Origin of the sequence: Rhodococcus sp. JS3073 (assembly GCF_026810085.1) — a bacterium.
GTDB classification, from domain to species: domain Bacteria; phylum Actinomycetota; class Actinomycetes; order Mycobacteriales; family Mycobacteriaceae; genus Rhodococcus_F; species Rhodococcus_F wratislaviensis.
On record NZ_CP113952.1, the window covers coordinates 587,868 to 606,704 of the forward strand.

Consider the following 18,837-nt stretch of genomic DNA (forward strand, 5'->3'; position numbering starts at 1 on the left):
AAACATCCACGCCCACAACAAGGGTGGGTTGTCGGCAATGTGTAGCGGCGGCCTCGGCAGCAGGCGTCATCTCGCGAGCGGTGAGGACCCTGCGTGTCTCAAACGTGCGTTGCACCGCCTTGTATGTGGCCCGCTGGAGTCCCGGCGGCGGACGCCCTCGACGCTTCCGGGGTTGTGTCATCGTCAAGAATCGGGTGGGTCACCCCCGACTGCCTGCTCTGCGTCGGGTAGCGTCCCGCGGATCTGTTTGCGGGAACGGATGCCGAGTTTGGCGAACACTTTGCGTAGGTGCCATTCGACCGTGTGTGGGCTGATGAACAGCTGCGCTCCGATTTCCGGATTCGTTAGTCCGTCACCAGCGAGACGGGCGATCTGCGTCTCCTGGGCGGTGAGGGCATCGCGTGCTTCAAATGTGCGACTACGTACCGTCTCGCCGGTCGCCAGAAGTTCGCGTCGGGCGCGCTCGGTGAACGCTTCGGCCCCCATGTGGCCGAGCATCTCGTGGGCGATACGTAAGTGCTTGCGCGCGTCGATGCGCCGATTCTCGCGGCGAAGCCATTCGCCATACACCAGGTGGGCGCGGGCGAGATGAACGACGATCCTGGTGTGCTCGAGCCGTTCGATTGACTCGCGGAACAGGCAGTCTGCGGCCTTGCCGCTGCTCAGGAGCGCCCTCGATCTGGCCAGGATGCCAAGGGCCCAGTCGCTGCCGGAGGGGAGTGTTCGTTCCTCGAGGCGTCGCAGGGTGTCGACGGCCGCCTCGTGGGCGCCGCTTCTGACGGCCGCCTCGACGAGCTCGACGAGAGACCACCCGAAGAAGCCAAGATCCTCATGTTCGCATGCTCGTCGGGCACCGTCGAGGGCGTCCGGGTAGCGGCCGCGACCGTTGTAGAGGACCGCGGTGACGTAGCCGGCCATCCCAATGATTCTGCCCTCGCCCCTGGCGGTCGCGTTCTCGACGCCGGCCTCGATCATCTTGACGGCCTGGGTGTCGTCGCCGCGCCAGGCGGCCAGCACCAGCGACGTGTACTTCACGCGCGCGTAGCCGTTCGCCTCCGTGAGCGCATCGGCCTCCTCGATCAGGGCGGATGCGGAGGCGAACTCGCCGGCGTGCAGATGCACGCTTGCGCGGTAGATGAGCGCTACTGGAAGGACTCCGAGTGCGCCTGTATCGCGGGCAAGCTGGACAGCGCGAGTGGCCAGTTCATGCCATGCCTCGTCGTCCCACAGCTCGTGTGCGACCGACTGCGCTATGGGGCATGCGAGCCAGAGCCACCGTCTGATGTCGTCGTCGGTGGGGAGTACCTCTTGCCGAAAGGCCTTCAGTCCGCGCCGCAGGATGGGTGCTCCGGCCGGGTAGCCCTCGGTGAAGCGCGTGGCGAGCCCATTGAGGAGAAGGTCGAGCGGCCGCGCTGGCAGCGGTCCCGGTGGTGCGGCAAGCGCTGCTTGGGCTGCCTCTCGAACTACGCGCTCACCTCCGAGCCGGCTGGCGAAGATCGCCGCTCCGAGCGCTTCGAGGTATGTCTCATGTGCCAATTCGTCATCGAGACCCTCGAGTTGCTTGGCTGCATCGAGAAGTAGCGGCGTCGCGTCACTCCCGCGTCTGCGGGTGAATGCCATCCGGGCTCGTAACCGCGCCAGTCGGGCGCGCTGAAGATCGTTCAACGGGCTTAATTCTGCTGTTGCGAGAAGGTCGTATGCCGCATCAGGCGCTGCCGCCTCGAACTTGGCTTGTGCGGCGGCGAAGGCTCGCCTTCCCCGTCGGGCCGGATCAGGTGTCAACGCGGTCGCTCGCTCTAAGAATGCCGCCGCCGCTGCGACGCCGCCGCGGCCTTGTGCCCGGTTGGCGGATCGCTCCAGCTCGCTGGCAACGGCCTCATCGGGGCCTATCGCCGCGTGCGCGCGATGCCACGCTCGGCGGTCGGGATCGGATTCAGGATCGGTCGCATCGGCCAGGGCACGATGCACCGCCTGGCGGTCACCCAAGCCTGCCGCGCGGTATGCAGCTGAGCGCACCAGAGGATGGTGGAAACGCACTCGCACGCCGAGTTCGATCAGTCCCGCAGCTTCGGCTGGCGTTGCTGCCTCGGCTCCGATCCCGAGCCGTGCGGCTGCGCGTCTCAACAGGGGCACATCACCCACTGGCTCCGCCGCCGCGGTGAGAAGCAGTTGTTGCGTTTGGGCCGGAAGCGACTGGACGCGCCGTAGGAAGCTTTGCTCTATTTGGCTCGACAGGGGCTGCGCGTCGGGACTGCCGAACCCGCCCGCCAGCTCCGCAGCGGTCAGCCCCCGAGGCAACTCCAGCAGGGCGAGCGGGTTACCGTGCGTTTCGGCGATGATCCGGTCTCTCACGTGCTCGTCCAGTCGCCCGGGTATCGCCGAGTCAAGTAACGCACGCGCATCGTCGTCGCGTAAGCCCTGGACTGTGAGCTCCTGCAGCCCCATGAAAGCGCGGTCGTCGCGAGTACCTCGCACAGCGAACACGAGTGCGACGCGCTCTGCGAGGAGGCGGCGGGCGACGAAGACGAATGTTTGCGCGGATATGCGATCAAGCCATTGTGCATCGTCGACGAGGCACACGATCGGTTGCTTCTCGGCGGCCTCGGCCAGCAGGTTGAGCACCGCAAGTCCGACCAGGAAGCGATCCGGCGGGTCCCCGCTGCTGACGCCGAGCGCTACGGCCAGCGCACCGCGCTGTGGGGCTGGAAGGTGATCTAGATGGTCCATTAATGGCGCGCAGAGCTGCTGCAACCCAGCGAACGCGAGTTCCATCTCGGACTCAACGCCTGCTGCTCGAGCGACGCGACATCCTTCCGCGCGCTCTGCCAGGTATTCCAACATGGCGGTCTTGCCGACACCGGTCTCGCCGCGTAAGACCAGCACCTGACTCTCGCCGGTCTGCACACCCGCCACCAGCCGATCCAGCGCCGCGCATTCGCTTCGTCGACCACGCAGGTTCAGCGCCGGTTCGTTGTTCGACATCTGCACTGCCACCTCGTCGCGTATTTTACGCGCGACCGCGGGTGGTCGGGGGTCGAACACGTCGAGTGCAGAATCGGGACGGTACAGAACAGGTTCCGTGGGGACGCGTGGAGCAGGATCCGGCAAGTTCTGACTTTTCGGTTTGTTTGGGGTCGCGGCGGCGCAGTAGTGGCCGCAACCGGGGGCCGATGCATCCGATTCCGCTCCCACCGGAGGAGTCAGTCAAATCAGGGGCGATGGCGGATTCGAAACTTGAAACGGATCGTCCTGTCACAAGCGGCGAGGCTGTTCGGTCATAGCTGACAACACCGGACCAGACCGGTGATAGGAACAGGAAGGTTTCACCATGGCGATTGTCGTCATTGCCGGCGTGGCATCGCTTAATCGGCACGGCCAGGCAGCCGTCACACGGTAGATCGCCACCGGTGACACGATCTGGACGTACCGGCATCGGCGAGGGTGGGCGAAGTAGCTAACCGACCGCGGCCCTCGCGTTGTCGTTTGCGATACCCCAGTGTTTTTCGGCGGCTCTTGTTGCCGAGATGGGGCAGTCTCTCCGGCACATGGCTTGAGACCGCTGATGGTATAGAGCGTTTGCCCTTATCCGAGCCACACCCGCGACGAATTGGTCACCTCGAAACGCGAGCGGCATGACCTCCCTGAATCAGTTTCACTGACCTCGTAAACAACGGCGAACCGAATCCGGCTTGCCGACTGTCATTCTCGGCACTCAAGGCCGGGGCCAGTACAGAAAAGAGTTCGACATGAAGAACCTTGCTCGTAGCGCACTAGTCGCGGTCGCGGCCATCACGGTCATCGGAGGGGTCGGCGTCAGCGCGGCGGCGGCAGATCCTGCGGAAGCTGTCGATAGTCAATCGTTGGCCCACCAGTCGTCGATCCACAAGTCGTTCCCTCATCATCCTCACCATCCCCACAACCCCGTCGCTCCGCACCGACTCGGCCCCAACCCATTCGGTCACGACCGGGGGGGGCCTACAGAACGTCACAGGTTCAACCCGTTCCCGTGGGGTCTGTGCCCCGACGTCTCGCCCCAAAGTTACTGTCTCCCTCGCTACCTGTAGGGACAGCGACTCGAGAGACGAGAATCTGACGCTGCCGACTACCGCGATTCCGGCCCACGCAGGCCGGTACTCCCGAAAGGGCCGGATTTCGTATCACCTCGCTGTGCCTCTATCCGGCGACGCCGCAACGCGTCGTTAGTCACCCACCACGGGTGGCCGCAGAGCCGGTCGGAATCAGGGGGACCCGCATGTAGGCGGCCACTGCCACCCCACTCGTTTGGCCGTTCTTTCGACGGCACGACTCTTTCTCGTCCCGCGGCAGAACCCAACGCTGACAACTCCAGCACACCGCTTCACGTATCAAAGGCGAACACCATGACTACGATTCACCTTCACCAGACCACCATCGCCACTCCCGCACAGATCCTCGCAGCCTTCACCGATTTCGGACCAGGCCGCTCGACCATCTTCGCCAACAGCACCGACGAGTACCTCCGCGTGCACAGCCAAGGACCTGATCACGTCGACGTCACCGAAGGCTCCCACGGAGTCTGGGAGCGCCTACATTACAACTGGTCCGACCCTCACCGAATCCTGATGATTACCACTGATTCCAACATTTGGGGCCGGAACTCAGGCCACACCTACACCCTCACCAGCAAACCCGGTGGGATGACCGACGTGGACGCCGTCGTCGTCCGCGAGGGCAAGAACATCAGAGGGCGTCTCCTCGCGATCGTGCTCGGTGCCGGCGGCAGGCGCGTCCTGGAAAGGCAATTCGGGCAGACCATTAAGGCCGTGGAGGCCCGCTACCAGGACGCGAGCGCGGCCGACCTCTCGTAGACCCGGGAGCAGAAGACTGGGGGTAAGAAAGAAAGGACATGTCATGACTAATTCACGCCGTCGGTTCGAGGAGGTGCGGGAGTTCAAAGCCCCGCCCGCTCTGCCAAAGAACCTGCAGAAGGTCCTGGTTGATCTCATCGAACTTCAACTACAAAGCAAGCAAGTCCACTGGAATCTGGTCGGCACCAACTTTCGCGACTTGCATCTGCAACTCGACGAAATTGTCGATACTGCTCGCGAAGCCAGCGACACGATCGCTGAACGGATGCGCGCCCTCGACGCGGTACCCGACGGGCGATCCGACACCGTCGCGGCGTCCACGACTTTGCCTACCATCCCTCCCTCCGAGCTGAGCACCACCAATGCGGTCGACCACATTGGCACCCGTGTCGATGCCGTAGTCGCCACCATTCGCGCGGTTCACGACGAGGTCGACGCGGCTGACCCCACCAGCGCCGATCTCCTGCATCGCGTAATCAACGATCTGGAAAAGGCTGCCTGGATGCTCAAGTCCGAAAACCACACACCGTGGCGGCGAACATGGATTGACACGGAACTCTGAGGACGACCGGCGGGAGCAATCATGATCACGAGGTCCGGCAACCCGAGTTCCGTGCACTACCAATGGTGTCCCGGGTGTCCCAGTTGCACGCGGGGCGATGACCTGGCGTCGGGCCCCCGTCTCCCGCGGACCGGGCCCGAGGGACAGGACGGTCACCATGAACGGGGAGAGGAATGTGTCGACTCCGGCTCGCGTTGGTGTATGCGACCTCGAGGACCGAACCGCGGACATCGACTCTGACCCGATCGTGCTGGGCGTCAGTCCGATCAAAAAACCGGCTGAATGATGTACAAGCCGGTTTAGGTCTGGGAGAGAATGTACTCCGTGCGCTGGCTCCTCCTCTGGTCCGCCAGGATCAGCAGATGTTTCGATCTCCGATCGCCGAACATGACACGGTTCAGGGCGTGGATTCGCCGCGAACTCGATTCCCTCACCACCGATTAATCAGGTACGTGATAACCACACCTGAGCGGTCTGTATGTAGTGACGTCGGTTGACGGAGCGGTTCCAACGCACTGAGCAAGGCGCGGCCGGATTTCGTGGGACGCCGTCACAGCCGCCACGAGTAGAAGAGCGTGTGGGCGCAGCGAAAATTCAACGTCAGAGGCGCCGACTCGGATGAAACCGGGTGCAGCGAACGAGAGAAGCGAGTCATCCATGAACGAGAAGGCTTGGTCGGTGAACATCGTCATCGACGAGCAGAAATCCGAAGAGGCGGGTATCCAGACGCGAGCGCGCGCCCTTCTGCGTGCCAGTGACCGGACCACATTCGTAGGGGTGGGGCGCGCGAGACGAAATCCGCGACATACCGATGTTCTGGAAGTCAGCGAAGATATGGCAGCTGCCCGTGCCCTGGCAGATCTGTCGCATCAACTGTTCGAAGCAGCCGCCGAACGGGAAGGAGTCACGCGGAGCGTGCTCCACTCCGCGCGCCTCGCAGACTTTCGCCGTCCAGGTTCTTCCGCCTGAGGTGACACGCATTGCGCTACACGTTCGCACAACTGCGGGGTCTGGAGTGTCGCTACGTCAAATGGACGTTGGCATAAAGTTGTTCGCGATGATGGCAGCCAGTTCTGAAATGTCCGATGCGGGTCTCCCTAGAATCCCGGCTTCGGCGCGGCCACCCCGACGACATGTGGACGATGGAATCCGGCTCCGAACGGATTGGGCCGGTGCGGCTCTGTGCCCCGGGGCACGGTAGCGATAGACCGAATTTTCCGTCACTGAATATTCCGGACGGCGGTCGCGCATCGAGGTCGAGCAGTTTCGGACGAACGAGTCAGGTGATGGTGTGAGCGTCACTGTGGCCAAAAGGAGAGTGACAATGTGATGCTTCCTATGGTCCGGGGCAAGATGGGAAATCTGCCCGTGGAACTGACCAGTTTCGTGGGTCGTCGCCGCGAGTTGACGGAGGCGAAGCGGCTGCTGTCGCTCGCTCGTCTGGTGACACTGACGGGTGTTGGTGGTGTCGGCAAGACGCGACTGGCTGTGCGTGTGGCCGCTAACGTGCGTCGCGCTTTCGACGACGGGGTATGGCTGATCGAGCTGGGGGAGCTTAGCGATCCGGACCTGTTGGCGGACACCGTCGTCGCCGCATTGGGGTTGCGGAAACAGTCCTCCGACCCGTCGCTGGAGTTGTTGGCCGAGCATCTCGCGGATCGGCGGGTGCTGCTCGTGTTGGACAATTGCGAGCACCTGGTGGAGGCGGCCGCGGTGCTGTCCGAGACGTTGCTGCGGCAGTGCCCTGGGCTGCGTATCCTGGCAACGAGCCGCGAACCGCTGGGCATTGGCGGAGAAGCTGTGATGCGAGTGCCGCCGCTGACGGTCTCCGATCCGGACCGGCCGTCATCGTTGCAGGGCTTGGCCGAGCACGACGCTGTCACGCTGTTCGCGCAGCGGGCCGAGGCCACGGCTCCAGGATTCGTTCTCTCCGAGGCCAACCGGGTCACGATCACTCGGATCTGCCAACGCCTGGACGGGCTTCCACTGGCTATCGAGTTGGCGGCGGCCCGCCTGCGGGTCCTGAGCCCGCAACAGATTCTGGATCGACTGACCGATCGCTATCGGCTACTCACTGTGGGCAGCCGCGGTGCGCCGGTCCGCCAGCAGACCCTGAAGCTTTCCATCGACTGGAGCTACGACCTGTGTGAACCGGTAGAACAGCAGCTGTGGGCACGGCTGTCGGTGTTCGCCGGTGGCTTCGAGCTCGATGCCGCGGAAAGTCTCGGCACCGGGCTCCTCGCGCGGGAAGAGGTGATGGACGTAGTGGCTCGTCTGGTCGACCAGTCGATCCTGATCAGGGAAGAGGCGAGCACCGTAGCGCGGTACCGGCTACTCGAGAGCCTGCGCGAGTACGGATATCAGAAGCTGAGGGAGATGGGGGAGGAGGCGGCATTGCGCCGGCGGCACCGCGATTGGTGCCTGCAGTTAGTTACGCAGGCAGAGGAGGAGTGGATCGGCCCACAGCAGCTCGCATGGATCACCCGGTTGGAGCGAGAACAGCCGAATATGCGTGACGCTCTGCAGTTCTGCGTGACCGAACCTGGCGAAGACGAGGCTGAGGCCGGCCTGCAGGTCGCCGCCGCCCTACACACGCTCTGGCTCACTCACGGTCTGCTCAGCGAGGGCCGATGCTGGCTCGATCGGGTGCTGGCCCATCACAGCGGCCAACCCACCGCAGAACGGATCAAGGCGTTGTCCGCCAACGCTGCGCTGGCCGCAATTCAAGGCGACCTCCGGAAGGGCGCGGTGCTCGTCGAGGAGGGGGAGACCCTCGCTGCGTACCTGGGAGACACCGGGTTGCAGGCCATCGTCACGCACGTCGACGGACTCCAGGCGCTCTTCGGCGGCGATCTGCCGCGCGCCGTAGCCTGCTTCGAAGCCGCCCTCGAGGGATTTCGCGCCGAGGGCGACCTGATGCGGCTGATCGAGGATCTCGTCGGGTTGGAGCTGGCCAGCGGACTGCTCGGCGATATGCCCCGGGCGATCGCGTGTAAGGAGGAGGTGCTCGCGATCACGGAACTTTACGGCGAGTCAGTGCAACGGGCGTGCTCCCTGTGGGCGTTCGCACTTGCGGTATGGCAGACCGACCACATGCACGCCTCCAGGCTGCTCGAACAAAGCGTGCGGCTTGCACGGGTGGTGGATGACCGACTCAATGTGGCCATGTCTCTGGAGGCGCTGGCATGGATCGCCGCGGCCGACCACCTAGACCGGCGGGCCGCCGTCCTGCTGGGCGCCGCCGCCGCGCTGTCACAGACCGTAGTCGGCGCCACGATCGCCGTCCCGACCCTGCTCACTTACCACGACGAATGTGTGCGGCAAGCCCGTCGCGCGCTGGGGATGCAAGTGTTTGACGAGGAGGTGCGGCACGGCGAGGCCATGACATTCGAGAACGCGCTTGCCTACGCGCTCGACGAGCACCGGACGGCATCGCGGACTCGCGCCGACACCGCGACCGGGTTGACCAAACGCGAGCGGCAGGTCGCCGGTTTGGTCGCCGAGGGCCTGACGAACAAGGCGATCGCCGCCCAACTGGTGATCTCGCAGCGCACCGCGCAAGGGCATGTGGAGCACGTCCTCGCCAAGCTCGGCTTCACATCGCGTGCACAGATCGCCGCCTGGGTCGTCGAGCATGGGGGGACCGAGCGGACGGGCTAAGCCAGCCCTACGGTCTGATGATCGGTCAAGCGATCCTGGGGTTCTCCAGCACGAGGGCCCTGACCCGATCCGACGCACACGCCGAGCACGCCGTAGCGGGCTTCGCGGAGCCGGAGTTCGGTCGCGAGGGTGAGCACGTATCTGGTGCCGGACGATCCGAACGGGTGACCGATCGCGACGGCGCCGCCGTTCGGATTCAGGCGCCCCTCGGGAACTTCGAAGCCGTCGAGCTGATTCGGTAGCTCGCGGAGCACGCCGAGGGCTTGCGCGGAATACGCCTCGTGAATCTCCCACACACTGATGTCGCCGGGATTCAGGCCTGCCCGCGCGAGGGCCTTGGGGATCGCGAAGGCGGGCGCGATCCCCATGATGTGCGGATCGAGAGCGTACGTCGCCGACGCCACCACCCGGGCCAGCGGTTCGACGCCGAGGTTTTCTGCGGCGGCCGCGCTGGCGAGGACCACTGCGCTCGCCCCGTCGTTGAGCGGGGACGAGTTGCCGGCCGTCATCTGGGTGGTATTCGGTTGCGGCGCGAGCGCTGCAAGCTTCTCGGCGGTGGTGTCCCCCCGAATGCACTCGTCGTGCTCGAACCGGCGGGCCGGCGCTTTGCGGCTGGCAGGAATCTCGACAGGTTCGATCTCCATGGCGAGGCGGCCCGAATCGCGGGCGGCGGCAGCGCGCTGGTGTGAGCGTAGTGCGAAGGCATCGATTTCTTCGCGGGTGAGGTTGTAGCGGTCCGCGACGTTCTGCGCTGTCTGCATCATCTCGATGTATGCGTTGCGCGCGAGGAGTGTCGGGTTGGGAGGGCCGCCCGCGCCGGCCCACATCGTGTCGAGCATGAAGACCGGCCCGCGTGGCATGAATGGCGCGTCCACCTTCATCAGAGCCCATCCCGAGACCTGGAACTGGCCCACTGAACTGGAAAATTCGGTGACAGCCAAGAGGCACGCACGATGCGGAGATAACGGGGGTTGGGCGCCCTGGTTCAGGGCGGCCATTTTGGGGAGGGCGGCGCGTAGTTTTCGCTGCCGGAGACGAGTAACAGAGCTGGAAGGGCGATCGAGACGACGGAGTGGTGATGAGCATGGCTAACCCGTGCAGAAGCTGAACAGAAGCTTGGTTACCGAGGGATGTTTCCATGCAGTGGAGGACCAAGACTCCCCTACGCAAGTGGTCACATCCGGCTGGGCTATCGCGCGAGCGAGGGTATCCACCGTTGATCGATGGCGCGCTCGGCAGCGGCGCGGCTTTCCTTCGCCAGGGGGACGAGGTGCTCCATACTAGGTGTGACAGGTGCAAGGATGAGCTCGGTGGTGATGAACTCCGGTTCGAGGCCAGTCATGGCCAGTCCATGCGGGAGCCAAGGCTGCGCGTGGTCCCAACCGTCGCGGGGAGTGCCAGGGCCGAAGCCGCCGCCCCGGGTGGCAAGCACCAGCATTTCCCGGCCCCCGAGCAGCGGGGCGTGAGTGTGCGCGTCCAGCGAGAGCCCCGGCGCGATCAAGTAGTCGACCCACGCCTTCACGCTGCTGGGCGGCCCATAGTTGTAGAGCGGCAGGCCCAAGATGATCGTGGTCGCCTCACGGACTTCCTCTACGACCAGCTCGGACACTGCCCATGCCGCCGACTGTTCGGGACGGCGCTCAGCCGCGGGTGTCATCCCTGCCAGCGCCGATGCGGTGTTGAGATGAGGTAGTGGACTCGCGCCGAGGTCGCGATAGGTGACTGTCCCGTCGGGATGCGCCGCCTTCCAGGCAGCGGCCGCGCGTGCGGTCAGGGCACGGCTGACAGACGCGGGCCCGGAGATGCTCGAATCGATGTGCAAAAGGTGAGCCATGAGGGTCACACTTCCTTGTCGTAAGATGCAAATAGTCTGTTGATTTCAAATCGTGCAGGGGCCGGTGAGTTCGCCGGCCCTTCTTTTGCACGGCGTCGGGCGAATGACCCAAGGCCGTATCGCGGCCAGATCCCCTTCGGCCGGCACTCTGCACCGCGTATTGGCAACTGAACGAGCTCTGAGGATCTGCCCGGGCAGTCCCGATGTCGAGCCACCGTCCTCAATCTGCCGCCGTCACCTTCGCGGCCAGCGTCGCCAGTTTGGCGTCTAACTCCATGGCGGCCGTGCGAAGCGGTCGATTCGGTTCGACAACCATGAGTGATGACGGGCGAATATAGGTTAGGGCGCTTCGGCCGTGCTGTTCTTCGGTGAGTAGGAGTTCAACCGGAGCGAAGAGGCCCGCCGTCACGTCGTGGCGCAGCATGGTGATCGCGATCAGCGGGTTGCCGATCACGATCCGTAAGACTTTTCTTCCGAGACCTGCCTTCTTGATCCAACCACCATGGTTCCACAGCGCGAACAGCATGAAGCCACTCGGGCCGACGTGTGATTGCACCTCGTGTTCATACGATTCCCAGGTGTCGAATCGTGCTGCGATGTCGTCGATCGGTACTGGCTTGTCGCTGACGTCGGCAAGCAGCGCATCGACGAGATCATCGAATCTCTTTGTGCTGTCGAATCGTAAACGGACTCCAAGAAACGGGATTTCGAGGGGATCAGAGGCGGGCATGATCGGCATCCGCGGCGGCGTCTGGCTCTTGGTGTTCAACTCGCTCGTGCACATGAGCGGTCGCTGTGTGATCAACCAGCAGGCTGAGCAGTTCGGGGCGGCTGTAGTGTCCCCTGGCATCCATCTTCGCCTTTCGCCGGTCGATCAACGAGAAGTCGAGATCAGCGATAACCTCTCCCTCGCCGGAACGCGCCGGCTCACCGAGTAATTCGCCCATTGGTGACACGATCGCGGTGAAGCAGCCACCGGATATCGGGCCGATCGGGGACCCGGTGTCCGCCATGATCTGGGCCTGCTGACCGGGATCGAGCCAGGCGGTGGCATTGACGAAGAAGCTGGCCGACTCGAGTGCGTGATTGCGCACGCTGACCTCGGTCTGCTCGGCGAAAAGCGGGCCACCGAATGAGCCCGGGAACATTCCCGAGTGAATCTGCTCCCTGTCGGCGATGAGGGCGTAGCGGGCCAGCGGGTTGTAATGCTCCCAACAGGCCAACTGGCCGATGCGCCCGACCGCGCTGTCAACGGCCCGCAGTCCAGAACCGTCGCCCTGTCCCCAGATCATCCGTTCGTGGTAGGTAGGTGCTATCTTGCGCCGACGCTGAATCAGGGTGCCGTCGGCGTCGAACAGCAGTTGTGTGTTGAACAGGGTGCCACCATCCCGCTCATTCACCCCGATGGACACCACCATTCCCGCTTCTCTCGCCGCGTCAGCGATGACGTGTGTGACGGCCGACGGTATGGTCACCGCCTGATCGAGCAACCTGAGTTGCTCGACACCAATTTCGAACGGTCGCTGTACGAACGAGAAATACGGGTAGTACGGGACCACCGACTCAGGGAATGTGGCAAATTGCACGCCACGGCGCCCCAGGTCGGCGATCTTGCCCACCACCTTCTCCACGGTTCGGTCGCGGCTGTAGAGCACCGGACTGATTTGTACTGCAGCTGCTCTCACGATGGTCATTTCGACCACCCGACAAGTGTGGTGTTCATGCTCTCGCTTCCTCTGCTCTTGGTTGGAGTGTCATCTGGCGATTCCACTGCAACCACCGTCGCGCGTCGGGCCTGTCCGTCGCGCCCTTGAAGTCCGTGGTCGCCACCCTGGTATGTGCAAGCGGCCGCACACGGACGGTGATGGCCGGGACAGTGACCACGGAGAGGTCGCGAATCTGCGGGGCGGCAGCCGACACCCAGGTGACGTCCATCGGCACCACGATGCTGATCGCGATGCCCACAACGTCAACGTGCGGCTAGCGAGCTCGTCTTCGTCGATGAACAGGAGGGGTTCAGCAGCCGTGCCACTCGCGCGTGCGCGCAATGAGCTGCGCGGGTGAGAAGGGTCCGAAAGTCAGAGGCGGTGACGGCGAGGCGCGCTCGGTTCATGACTGCACGGGCGTGATCGCTGGAGTGTCCAGCTGCCGGCGGGGTGATTGTGGGAGTCCGCCACTGGTCATCCTGATCGGGCTGGCGAAGCCCGGCCATCGCAGCCGTCTCCGGAGGTAATGTGGTCCGGCAGGACATTTGCTGGTCGCACCCTCCGCCGGGTGTGAGCCTGTGAGCTGGGGTGATGGCATGTCCCGGGCAGTGTGGTGTCGGCGCTTTCGGGATAGCTCAGGGTGTTAGTGGGCACCCATGGGCCAGCCTAAGAATTCTTGAATTGTGTTGCACAGCGTAGTTTTGGATACGCGCGTGTTTGGTTGGCCTGTTCGAGCTCGTAGCGGAGACTCATGGATCCCGGCAGCCGCATTGCCGCTGCACACAAGAAGGTCCGACATACTCTCTGCTACTTGCCGCGCCGGCCGACGGCACACGAAGGCCATTCTCGGCGTCGATGAGGTGATCCGGAACACGACCGAGACAGGATGCGAAGGCCACCCGGCCTAGTTGGCTGCTGCGCTGAGCTGACGATGCAGGGCGCCACCATCCCAATAGTCGGTACTGGAAGTAATGGCATCGTTGCTGACTTCCACAATTTGGACGCCCGCTAGCCGCAAGCTCTGTCCAGCTGGCTGGTACGAGCCAAAGCGGCCGTGTAGGTGACCGGTCAGCTCGTACGTAATCGCAGCCCGGTTGCCATCCACTAGAATCGAATCGCACGACCAGTGCACGTCGGGTAGCGCTTCGAACAGCCAGGTGATGCCAGCCGCGATCTGCGCCGGGCTGTCGTGCTCCGCGCCGGCCGCGATATCTCGGTGTCGGCAGGCTGTGGCGTAGAGTTTCGCCACTTCGTCGGACCTATGGTCGTTGTAGGCCTGGTAGAGGCTGGTGACGAGCTGAAGGGTTGAACCCATTGGGGCGTATCTCCTTTGGGGTAAAGCTATCTGAGACGAAAAGTCTGCATCATTATTGTTGTGGAAGTGTCGGCGCAGAAACGACCCGGGCAGGTCAAATGCTTGCGCACTGCTAATGGTGATTGGTGTGAGCTCAGCAGGGCGTTTTGTCCACGTCCTGCTACCGCGATTGCGGAATGCGGACTATAGGGCAGGCGTTTTGATCCCCGTCCTGGAGGTGCCCCAACGCTCGTTGCTGATTCGGCTATGGTCAGATGACTTTGACTGGTAGCGAGGACAATCCGCGGGTCACATTGTTCAACTCGCGTTCAGGCTCACCCTGTATTTCGAATCGGGCCACACTCCGTGCCAGCGCGCCCAAGACTGCGTTACCCTCGAGCTTGGCCAGCCCTTGACCTGGGCAACCATGGATACCGTATCCGAATGCGACATGATCACTCGCATTGCGTCGTACGTCGAATACGGCGGGGTCCGTGTACTGCCGTTCGTCGCGGTTGGCCGACGCGAACATGAGCAGGACGCGAGACTGTGGCTCGAGCACAAGGCCGTCGGTGGCATAAGACTTGGTGGTCACACGTGCGAACATTTGGGCGGGTGACTCCAGGCGCAGTACCTCGTTGAATGCGTTCGGGATCAAACTGGGGTCCGCGCGAACGAGATCCCACTGCTCGGGGTGCTGAGCAAATAGCCAGATTGCACTTCCGATGGCGCTAATTGTGGTATCGAACGCCGGGATTGAATATCCGGCCATGAGTGGGACAACTGCCTCCTGTGGGATATCGCCTCGGGCTGCAGCCTCGTGAATGGTGGTCGCCAAACCGCCAGGGGCCATGCGGTCGGCTGTGCACTTCTCCGCAAGCCAGTTGAACATCTCACCGGCGATCGGCAGGTTTTCCGTGCTACGCGCGTTGTCAGGGCCCATTGCGTTGAAGGTGGCAGAACCCCATCGCAATAGCTCGTCTCGCCCTTCCTCTGGGAAACCAAGCATTTCGAGGACGACCGAGATCGGAAAGGTTCGAGCGAGGTCTAGGACCGCATCGAAGTTGCCGAGTGCGAGCAACCCCTCGATGTGCTTGTCTGCTTTCGCTTCGATTGCGGGACGCAGAGCGGCGAGGGCGCGTGGGGCGAGCCGCTCCTTCAGCACGTTCCTGAGTTGGGTGTGTCCCGGAGGATCCGAGTTGATGATGGTGCCGGCCATTGCACCGTTGATGGATGGGTTGAGCCCAACGCCCTTCGCGGAGGAAAACGTCTGCCAATCATCGAGGGCAGCCCGGACCTGCTCGTAGCGCGTCAGCACGTACATCTCGTACTTGGGTAGGTAGACGAGGGGCGCGATCTCGCGAAGCTCGCGGTAGAGCTCGTACGGATTCGCTAGGACTTCGTCGGTGAAGAGGTCGATATCGCTGTGCGGCATCAGCGAGGTTTGGGTTTGGCTAGTGGCCACGGGAAACCCTTTCGTCGAGGAGGAATCGGGATTTGGTAGGGAAAGTCTCTTCGTTTCACTCGCTTTCGCGAGATAGTGCCCGCAGTTTACGAACGGCGATCCTGTGGTTGACGGCGGCAACAGTGACCCCATGCTGGTTCCGCCAGCGGAACAGGCCGGTGCCGGCTCGTAGATCGCCGGCGAGCGTTTCACATTCGCCGGAGGCAGGGATGGGGCCGGAGATGGCAATCGCCAGTCCGAATGCCTCTGTCCAGTAGAAGGGGGCCGAAACATAGGGGCTCGCCGAGGTACCGCGGACAAGGGACTGGCCGGCAATCCGGGCTTGCTCCAGCGCTGCCGTCCAGAAGGGTGTACGTGGCGCCAGGACACGTGCACCTCGCACGCGTGTGACGTCACCCGCGGCGACGACTTCGGCGGTTGCCCGGCAATATTTATCAACGACGACGCCGTCGATAAGGTCGAGACCCGAGTCGGAAAGCCACTCTATGTTGGGTCGGCACCCGACAGCGGTAACGACGACATCGGCTTCCAAGGTCAAATGGTCCGATAAGGCTAGACCCGTTACGCGATCTGGACCAGTAAGCCGAATCTGCTGCGGCGCAGGTTCTAGAACGACCCCGGCGTTGATCGCAGCCCGGGTAATAAGGTCAGAGAGATCGGCCCCAAGGTGGGGGACAAGCGTGTCGTGCCGGCTGACCACGGTGGTCTCGAGTCCCGCTGCAACGCACGCAGATGCGACTTCAGTCCCCACGAACCCCCCGCCGATCACGAGCGCCGAGTGCGCCCCCCTGATCTCCTCACGCAGTCGGACTGCGTCATCCAGGGATCGCAGTACCGTTTCACCCGCACCGTCGGGGCGTAGCTGACGGGCGCGGGCTCCGCTTGCAATAACCACACCTGAGTATTCGAGTGCACCCCCGCCCGAAAGGGTTACGCGCTTTCGTTTGATGTCCAGTCCGATCGCGCGACCGGGCAGGAAGTCGATACCATCCTCCGGCCTCGGAAGATGAACCGACTCAGCCGGCTCAGTCCCGCAAAGCAGTGCTTTTGACAGGGCCGGGCGTGTATACGGTGGGTGAGGCTCATCTCCGATAATCGTGATCGGCCCATCGAATCCGGCGCGTCTGGCAGCTTCTGCTGCTGCGATTCCTGCCGCGGATGCTCCGACCACGACAACACCGGCTGGGCTCATCGGCTGACTAGGATCGCGGCGACCGGGCACACTCGCGCACCCGCGGAGGCCTCGCGCTCAAGTTCACTGGGCACCTGTGGTTGCAGGATCTCGACATCGTCCTCATCTGGGAGATGGTAGATGCGCGGGGCGGCTTCTTCGCACAATCCGTAGCCCTCGCATCGTCCTGGGTGGAGAGACAACTCCATTTGGTTACTCCTGATCCGTGCGCGTGTCATGCTCTGGTTGTCCGGTTGGTCGACGGGCATGACCCGTTGGAGGTCCTGGCTCGTCTGAGCAAGGACTATCGACGCAATCGCGGACTGACCGGTCACGCTTTCAGATGCCGACACGACGCCACTGCCTCGAAATCGATTCCTCTGTGTCACCGGAGTCCGAGATCGCCTCTTGTGTCCGACGCCACAAGCTTATGGTGATGAAATGCGCATCGTCCAACAGATGTCACGGATGTGAACCATCGACGACGGCGATGTGTTCGCGGGTGAGTTACTGAGCACCTGAATAATTCGGATCGATCCCCTCGCCGAGCGAGGGCTGTTCTAACGCGTGCTCGGAGTCTCAGAGGCCGTCGCCCTCCGTGCGCGATACCGGTTCAAGGGCTGCGGCGGTCGCTGCCACACGGGCCCTCAACCAGCGATGGCCTGGATCATTCGTGTGGCGGGGATTCCAGTAGATTTCCTCGTGGATATCTGGAACAGATATTGGAGGCTCGACTAGCTTCAGACCGTCCATCCGTTGCATCGCAGTTGATCGCTCCAATACGAGGCAGGCGAGCGAGGTGCCCCGGATCAAGAGCGGCGCCATGAGGAAGCTCTCGATCGTCAATTCCACCCGTCGTTCGATGCCGAGGCTGGCTAGATGCCGATCGGCCAGGTTGAGCTGTCGTTCGTTACCGATCGAATAGACCATATGAGGCAAAGTCAGGTAGTAGTCAAGATCGAAATCATCGAGAACCGATGGGTCATGCATTTCACCGTCCAACATGCACAACCACCGATCGGTGAACAGGGGAGTGCTTGGTAGCGACGTTGGACCCATCGTCTCCCGCGGTTCAATGATCAGGTCCGCGCGATCTAGCCGGACGAACGTTTGCACATCTGCAGTACGCGGAAGCACATTGATGGTGACGTTAGGTGCCTCTGCCGACAGCGTCCTAATAAGCGGACCGAGCACGACGGCGGTGGCGTAGTCCGATGCGCTGATCGAGAAATACCTCGTAGCGGTCGACGGAACGAATGTATCTTTCTCGTTGTCGAAGACCACCCCGATGGATATCAAAGCCTCTTGCACGGACGGGATCAGAGCTTCCGCGCGACTCGTTAGCGTCAAGCCTCGGCCGCTCTTGACCATGAGCGGATCGTCGAACAATCGGCGGAGGCGCGCGAGGGAACCACTCATCGCGGATTGGCTGAGGTTCAGCCGTCTCGCAGCCTCTGTGACACTTCGAGTGTTCAACAGGGCGTCGAGGTCTACCAGGAGATTCAAATCAATACCTCGGAGGTCCTGCACTGAACTATTGTATCGCTCCCGCCGATGGATCGCATCCGTGACATCTGTTAGACCGCGTGTGGTTCGCGCCATATGGTTTTGGTGTCAGGCGAGCGACTCGCTTCGAATGACATTGGCGGACTGAACCAATCCCTCTGCCATCCACGTATTTGCACGAGCCGTGACGGTCTTTGCATCAACCTAACCGACCAGCCGGCGGATCGTGCCCGATGTGGGAGGACCACATGGAACACAATGTCGTTCAACCCCTGGACCAAAAAGAGTTCCGTAACGTCGTAGGACATTTCGCGAGTGGTGTCACGATCGTGACAACTGAACACGCGGGGATTCGATATGGGGCGACGATCAGCGCCGTATCTTCCCTCTGCGCAGATCCTCCCCTGGTGCTCGCTTGTGTGAACCAGCGACTGGGCACGCACGCGGGAATTCTCAACTCTCGCCGGTTCACCATCAATATTCTCGGGGAGGGTCAGGATTCGATCGCGCATACCTTCGCGACCCCTGGAGCTGACAAATTTCGCGATGTCGAGGTTGTAGAGGGACCACATGGCCCGCGCCTGGCGGAGGCGCTTGCTCATCTCACATGCGAAGTTATCGACGAGGTTGAGGGCGGGACGCACAGGATCTTCGTCGGCAAAGTTCTTGAGGCTCAGGCTGGCACAGGGAGTCCGCTGTCGTATTTCAGGGGCCGATTCGGCAGCTTCGTGCCGTTCGAAAAGTCGTCCTGGCTTCGCACACAAGCCGAAAACTCAGTTTCCCACAAATAGG

General features: G+C 62.8%; 15 protein-coding genes. 5 read left to right on the plus strand and 10 right to left on the minus strand.

The window, feature by feature from the left end:
* Window positions 1–183: 183 nt before the first annotated feature.
* Window positions 184–2,982, minus strand: a complete 2,799-nt coding sequence (locus tag OYT95_RS40595; protein ID WP_268793164.1) for a helix-turn-helix transcriptional regulator — start codon at window positions 2,980–2,982, stop codon at window positions 184–186.
* Window positions 2,983–4,379: 1,397 nt separating this feature from the next.
* Here OYT95_RS40595 and OYT95_RS40600 point away from each other — a divergent pair.
* The 4 genes from OYT95_RS40600 (at window position 4,380) to OYT95_RS40615 (ending at window position 9,069) form a co-directional block, all read left to right on the plus strand.
* Window positions 4,380–4,847: a hypothetical protein gene (locus tag OYT95_RS40600; protein WP_268793165.1), complete on the plus strand. Its 468-nt coding sequence runs from the start codon at window positions 4,380–4,382 to the stop codon at window positions 4,845–4,847.
* A 43-nt stretch (window positions 4,848–4,890) separates the two neighbouring features.
* Complete coding sequence (locus OYT95_RS40605; RefSeq protein WP_268793166.1) at window positions 4,891–5,409, plus strand: Dps family protein; 519 nt, start codon at window positions 4,891–4,893, stop codon at window positions 5,407–5,409.
* Window positions 5,410–6,066: 657 nt separating this feature from the next.
* Window positions 6,067–6,378: a dsRBD fold-containing protein gene (locus OYT95_RS40610; protein ID WP_268793167.1), complete on the plus strand. Its 312-nt coding sequence runs from the start codon at window positions 6,067–6,069 to the stop codon at window positions 6,376–6,378.
* A 399-nt stretch (window positions 6,379–6,777) separates the two neighbouring features.
* Entirely contained in the window at window positions 6,778–9,069 is a 2,292-nt protein-coding gene (locus OYT95_RS40615) for an ATP-binding protein (RefSeq protein WP_442972603.1), read from the plus strand.
* Here the strand turns inward: OYT95_RS40615 and OYT95_RS40620 are convergent.
* From OYT95_RS40620 to OYT95_RS40660, 9 genes are all read right to left on the minus strand, one after another.
* Window positions 9,066–9,929, minus strand: a complete 864-nt coding sequence (locus tag OYT95_RS40620; RefSeq protein ID WP_268793169.1) for a thiolase family protein — start codon at window positions 9,927–9,929, stop codon at window positions 9,066–9,068. The two genes, OYT95_RS40615 and OYT95_RS40620, sit on opposite strands and share 4 nt — an antisense overlap.
* Before the next feature lie 329 nt (window positions 9,930–10,258).
* Window positions 10,259–10,903 (minus strand): FMN-dependent NADH-azoreductase, encoded by a 645-nt coding sequence (locus OYT95_RS40625; RefSeq protein WP_268793170.1) that lies wholly within the window; start codon window positions 10,901–10,903, stop codon window positions 10,259–10,261.
* A gap of 220 nt (window positions 10,904–11,123) precedes the next feature.
* Window positions 11,124–11,633, minus strand: a complete 510-nt coding sequence (locus OYT95_RS40630) for a DUF302 domain-containing protein (RefSeq protein ID WP_268793171.1) — start codon at window positions 11,631–11,633, stop codon at window positions 11,124–11,126.
* Window positions 11,620–12,597: a nitrilase-related carbon-nitrogen hydrolase gene (locus OYT95_RS40635; protein WP_268793283.1), complete on the minus strand. Its 978-nt coding sequence runs from the start codon at window positions 12,595–12,597 to the stop codon at window positions 11,620–11,622. Before OYT95_RS40635 ends, OYT95_RS40630 begins: the two co-directional genes overlap by 14 nt.
* A 916-nt stretch (window positions 12,598–13,513) precedes the next feature.
* A complete protein-coding gene (locus OYT95_RS40640) occupies window positions 13,514–13,924 on the minus strand; it encodes an ester cyclase (RefSeq protein WP_268793172.1) in 411 nt (136 codons plus the stop codon).
* A 250-nt stretch (window positions 13,925–14,174) separates the two neighbouring features.
* Window positions 14,175–15,368: a cytochrome P450 gene (locus tag OYT95_RS40645; RefSeq protein ID WP_268793173.1), complete on the minus strand. Its 1,194-nt coding sequence runs from the start codon at window positions 15,366–15,368 to the stop codon at window positions 14,175–14,177.
* A 55-nt stretch (window positions 15,369–15,423) separates the two neighbouring features.
* Entirely contained in the window at window positions 15,424–16,560 is a 1,137-nt protein-coding gene (locus tag OYT95_RS40650; protein ID WP_268793174.1) for an NAD(P)/FAD-dependent oxidoreductase, read from the minus strand.
* Window positions 16,557–16,808 (minus strand): ferredoxin, encoded by a 252-nt coding sequence (locus tag OYT95_RS40655; protein ID WP_328286593.1) that lies wholly within the window; start codon window positions 16,806–16,808, stop codon window positions 16,557–16,559. Before OYT95_RS40655 ends, OYT95_RS40650 begins: the two co-directional genes overlap by 4 nt.
* 310 nt (window positions 16,809–17,118) lie before the next feature.
* Window positions 17,119–18,069 (minus strand): LysR family transcriptional regulator, encoded by a 951-nt coding sequence (locus tag OYT95_RS40660; protein WP_268793175.1) that lies wholly within the window; start codon window positions 18,067–18,069, stop codon window positions 17,119–17,121.
* A 224-nt stretch (window positions 18,070–18,293) separates the two neighbouring features.
* Between OYT95_RS40660 and OYT95_RS40665 the strand changes: the two genes are divergently transcribed.
* Complete coding sequence (locus tag OYT95_RS40665) at window positions 18,294–18,836, plus strand: flavin reductase family protein (protein WP_268793176.1); 543 nt, start codon at window positions 18,294–18,296, stop codon at window positions 18,834–18,836.
* Window position 18,837: the final 1 nt, after the last annotated feature.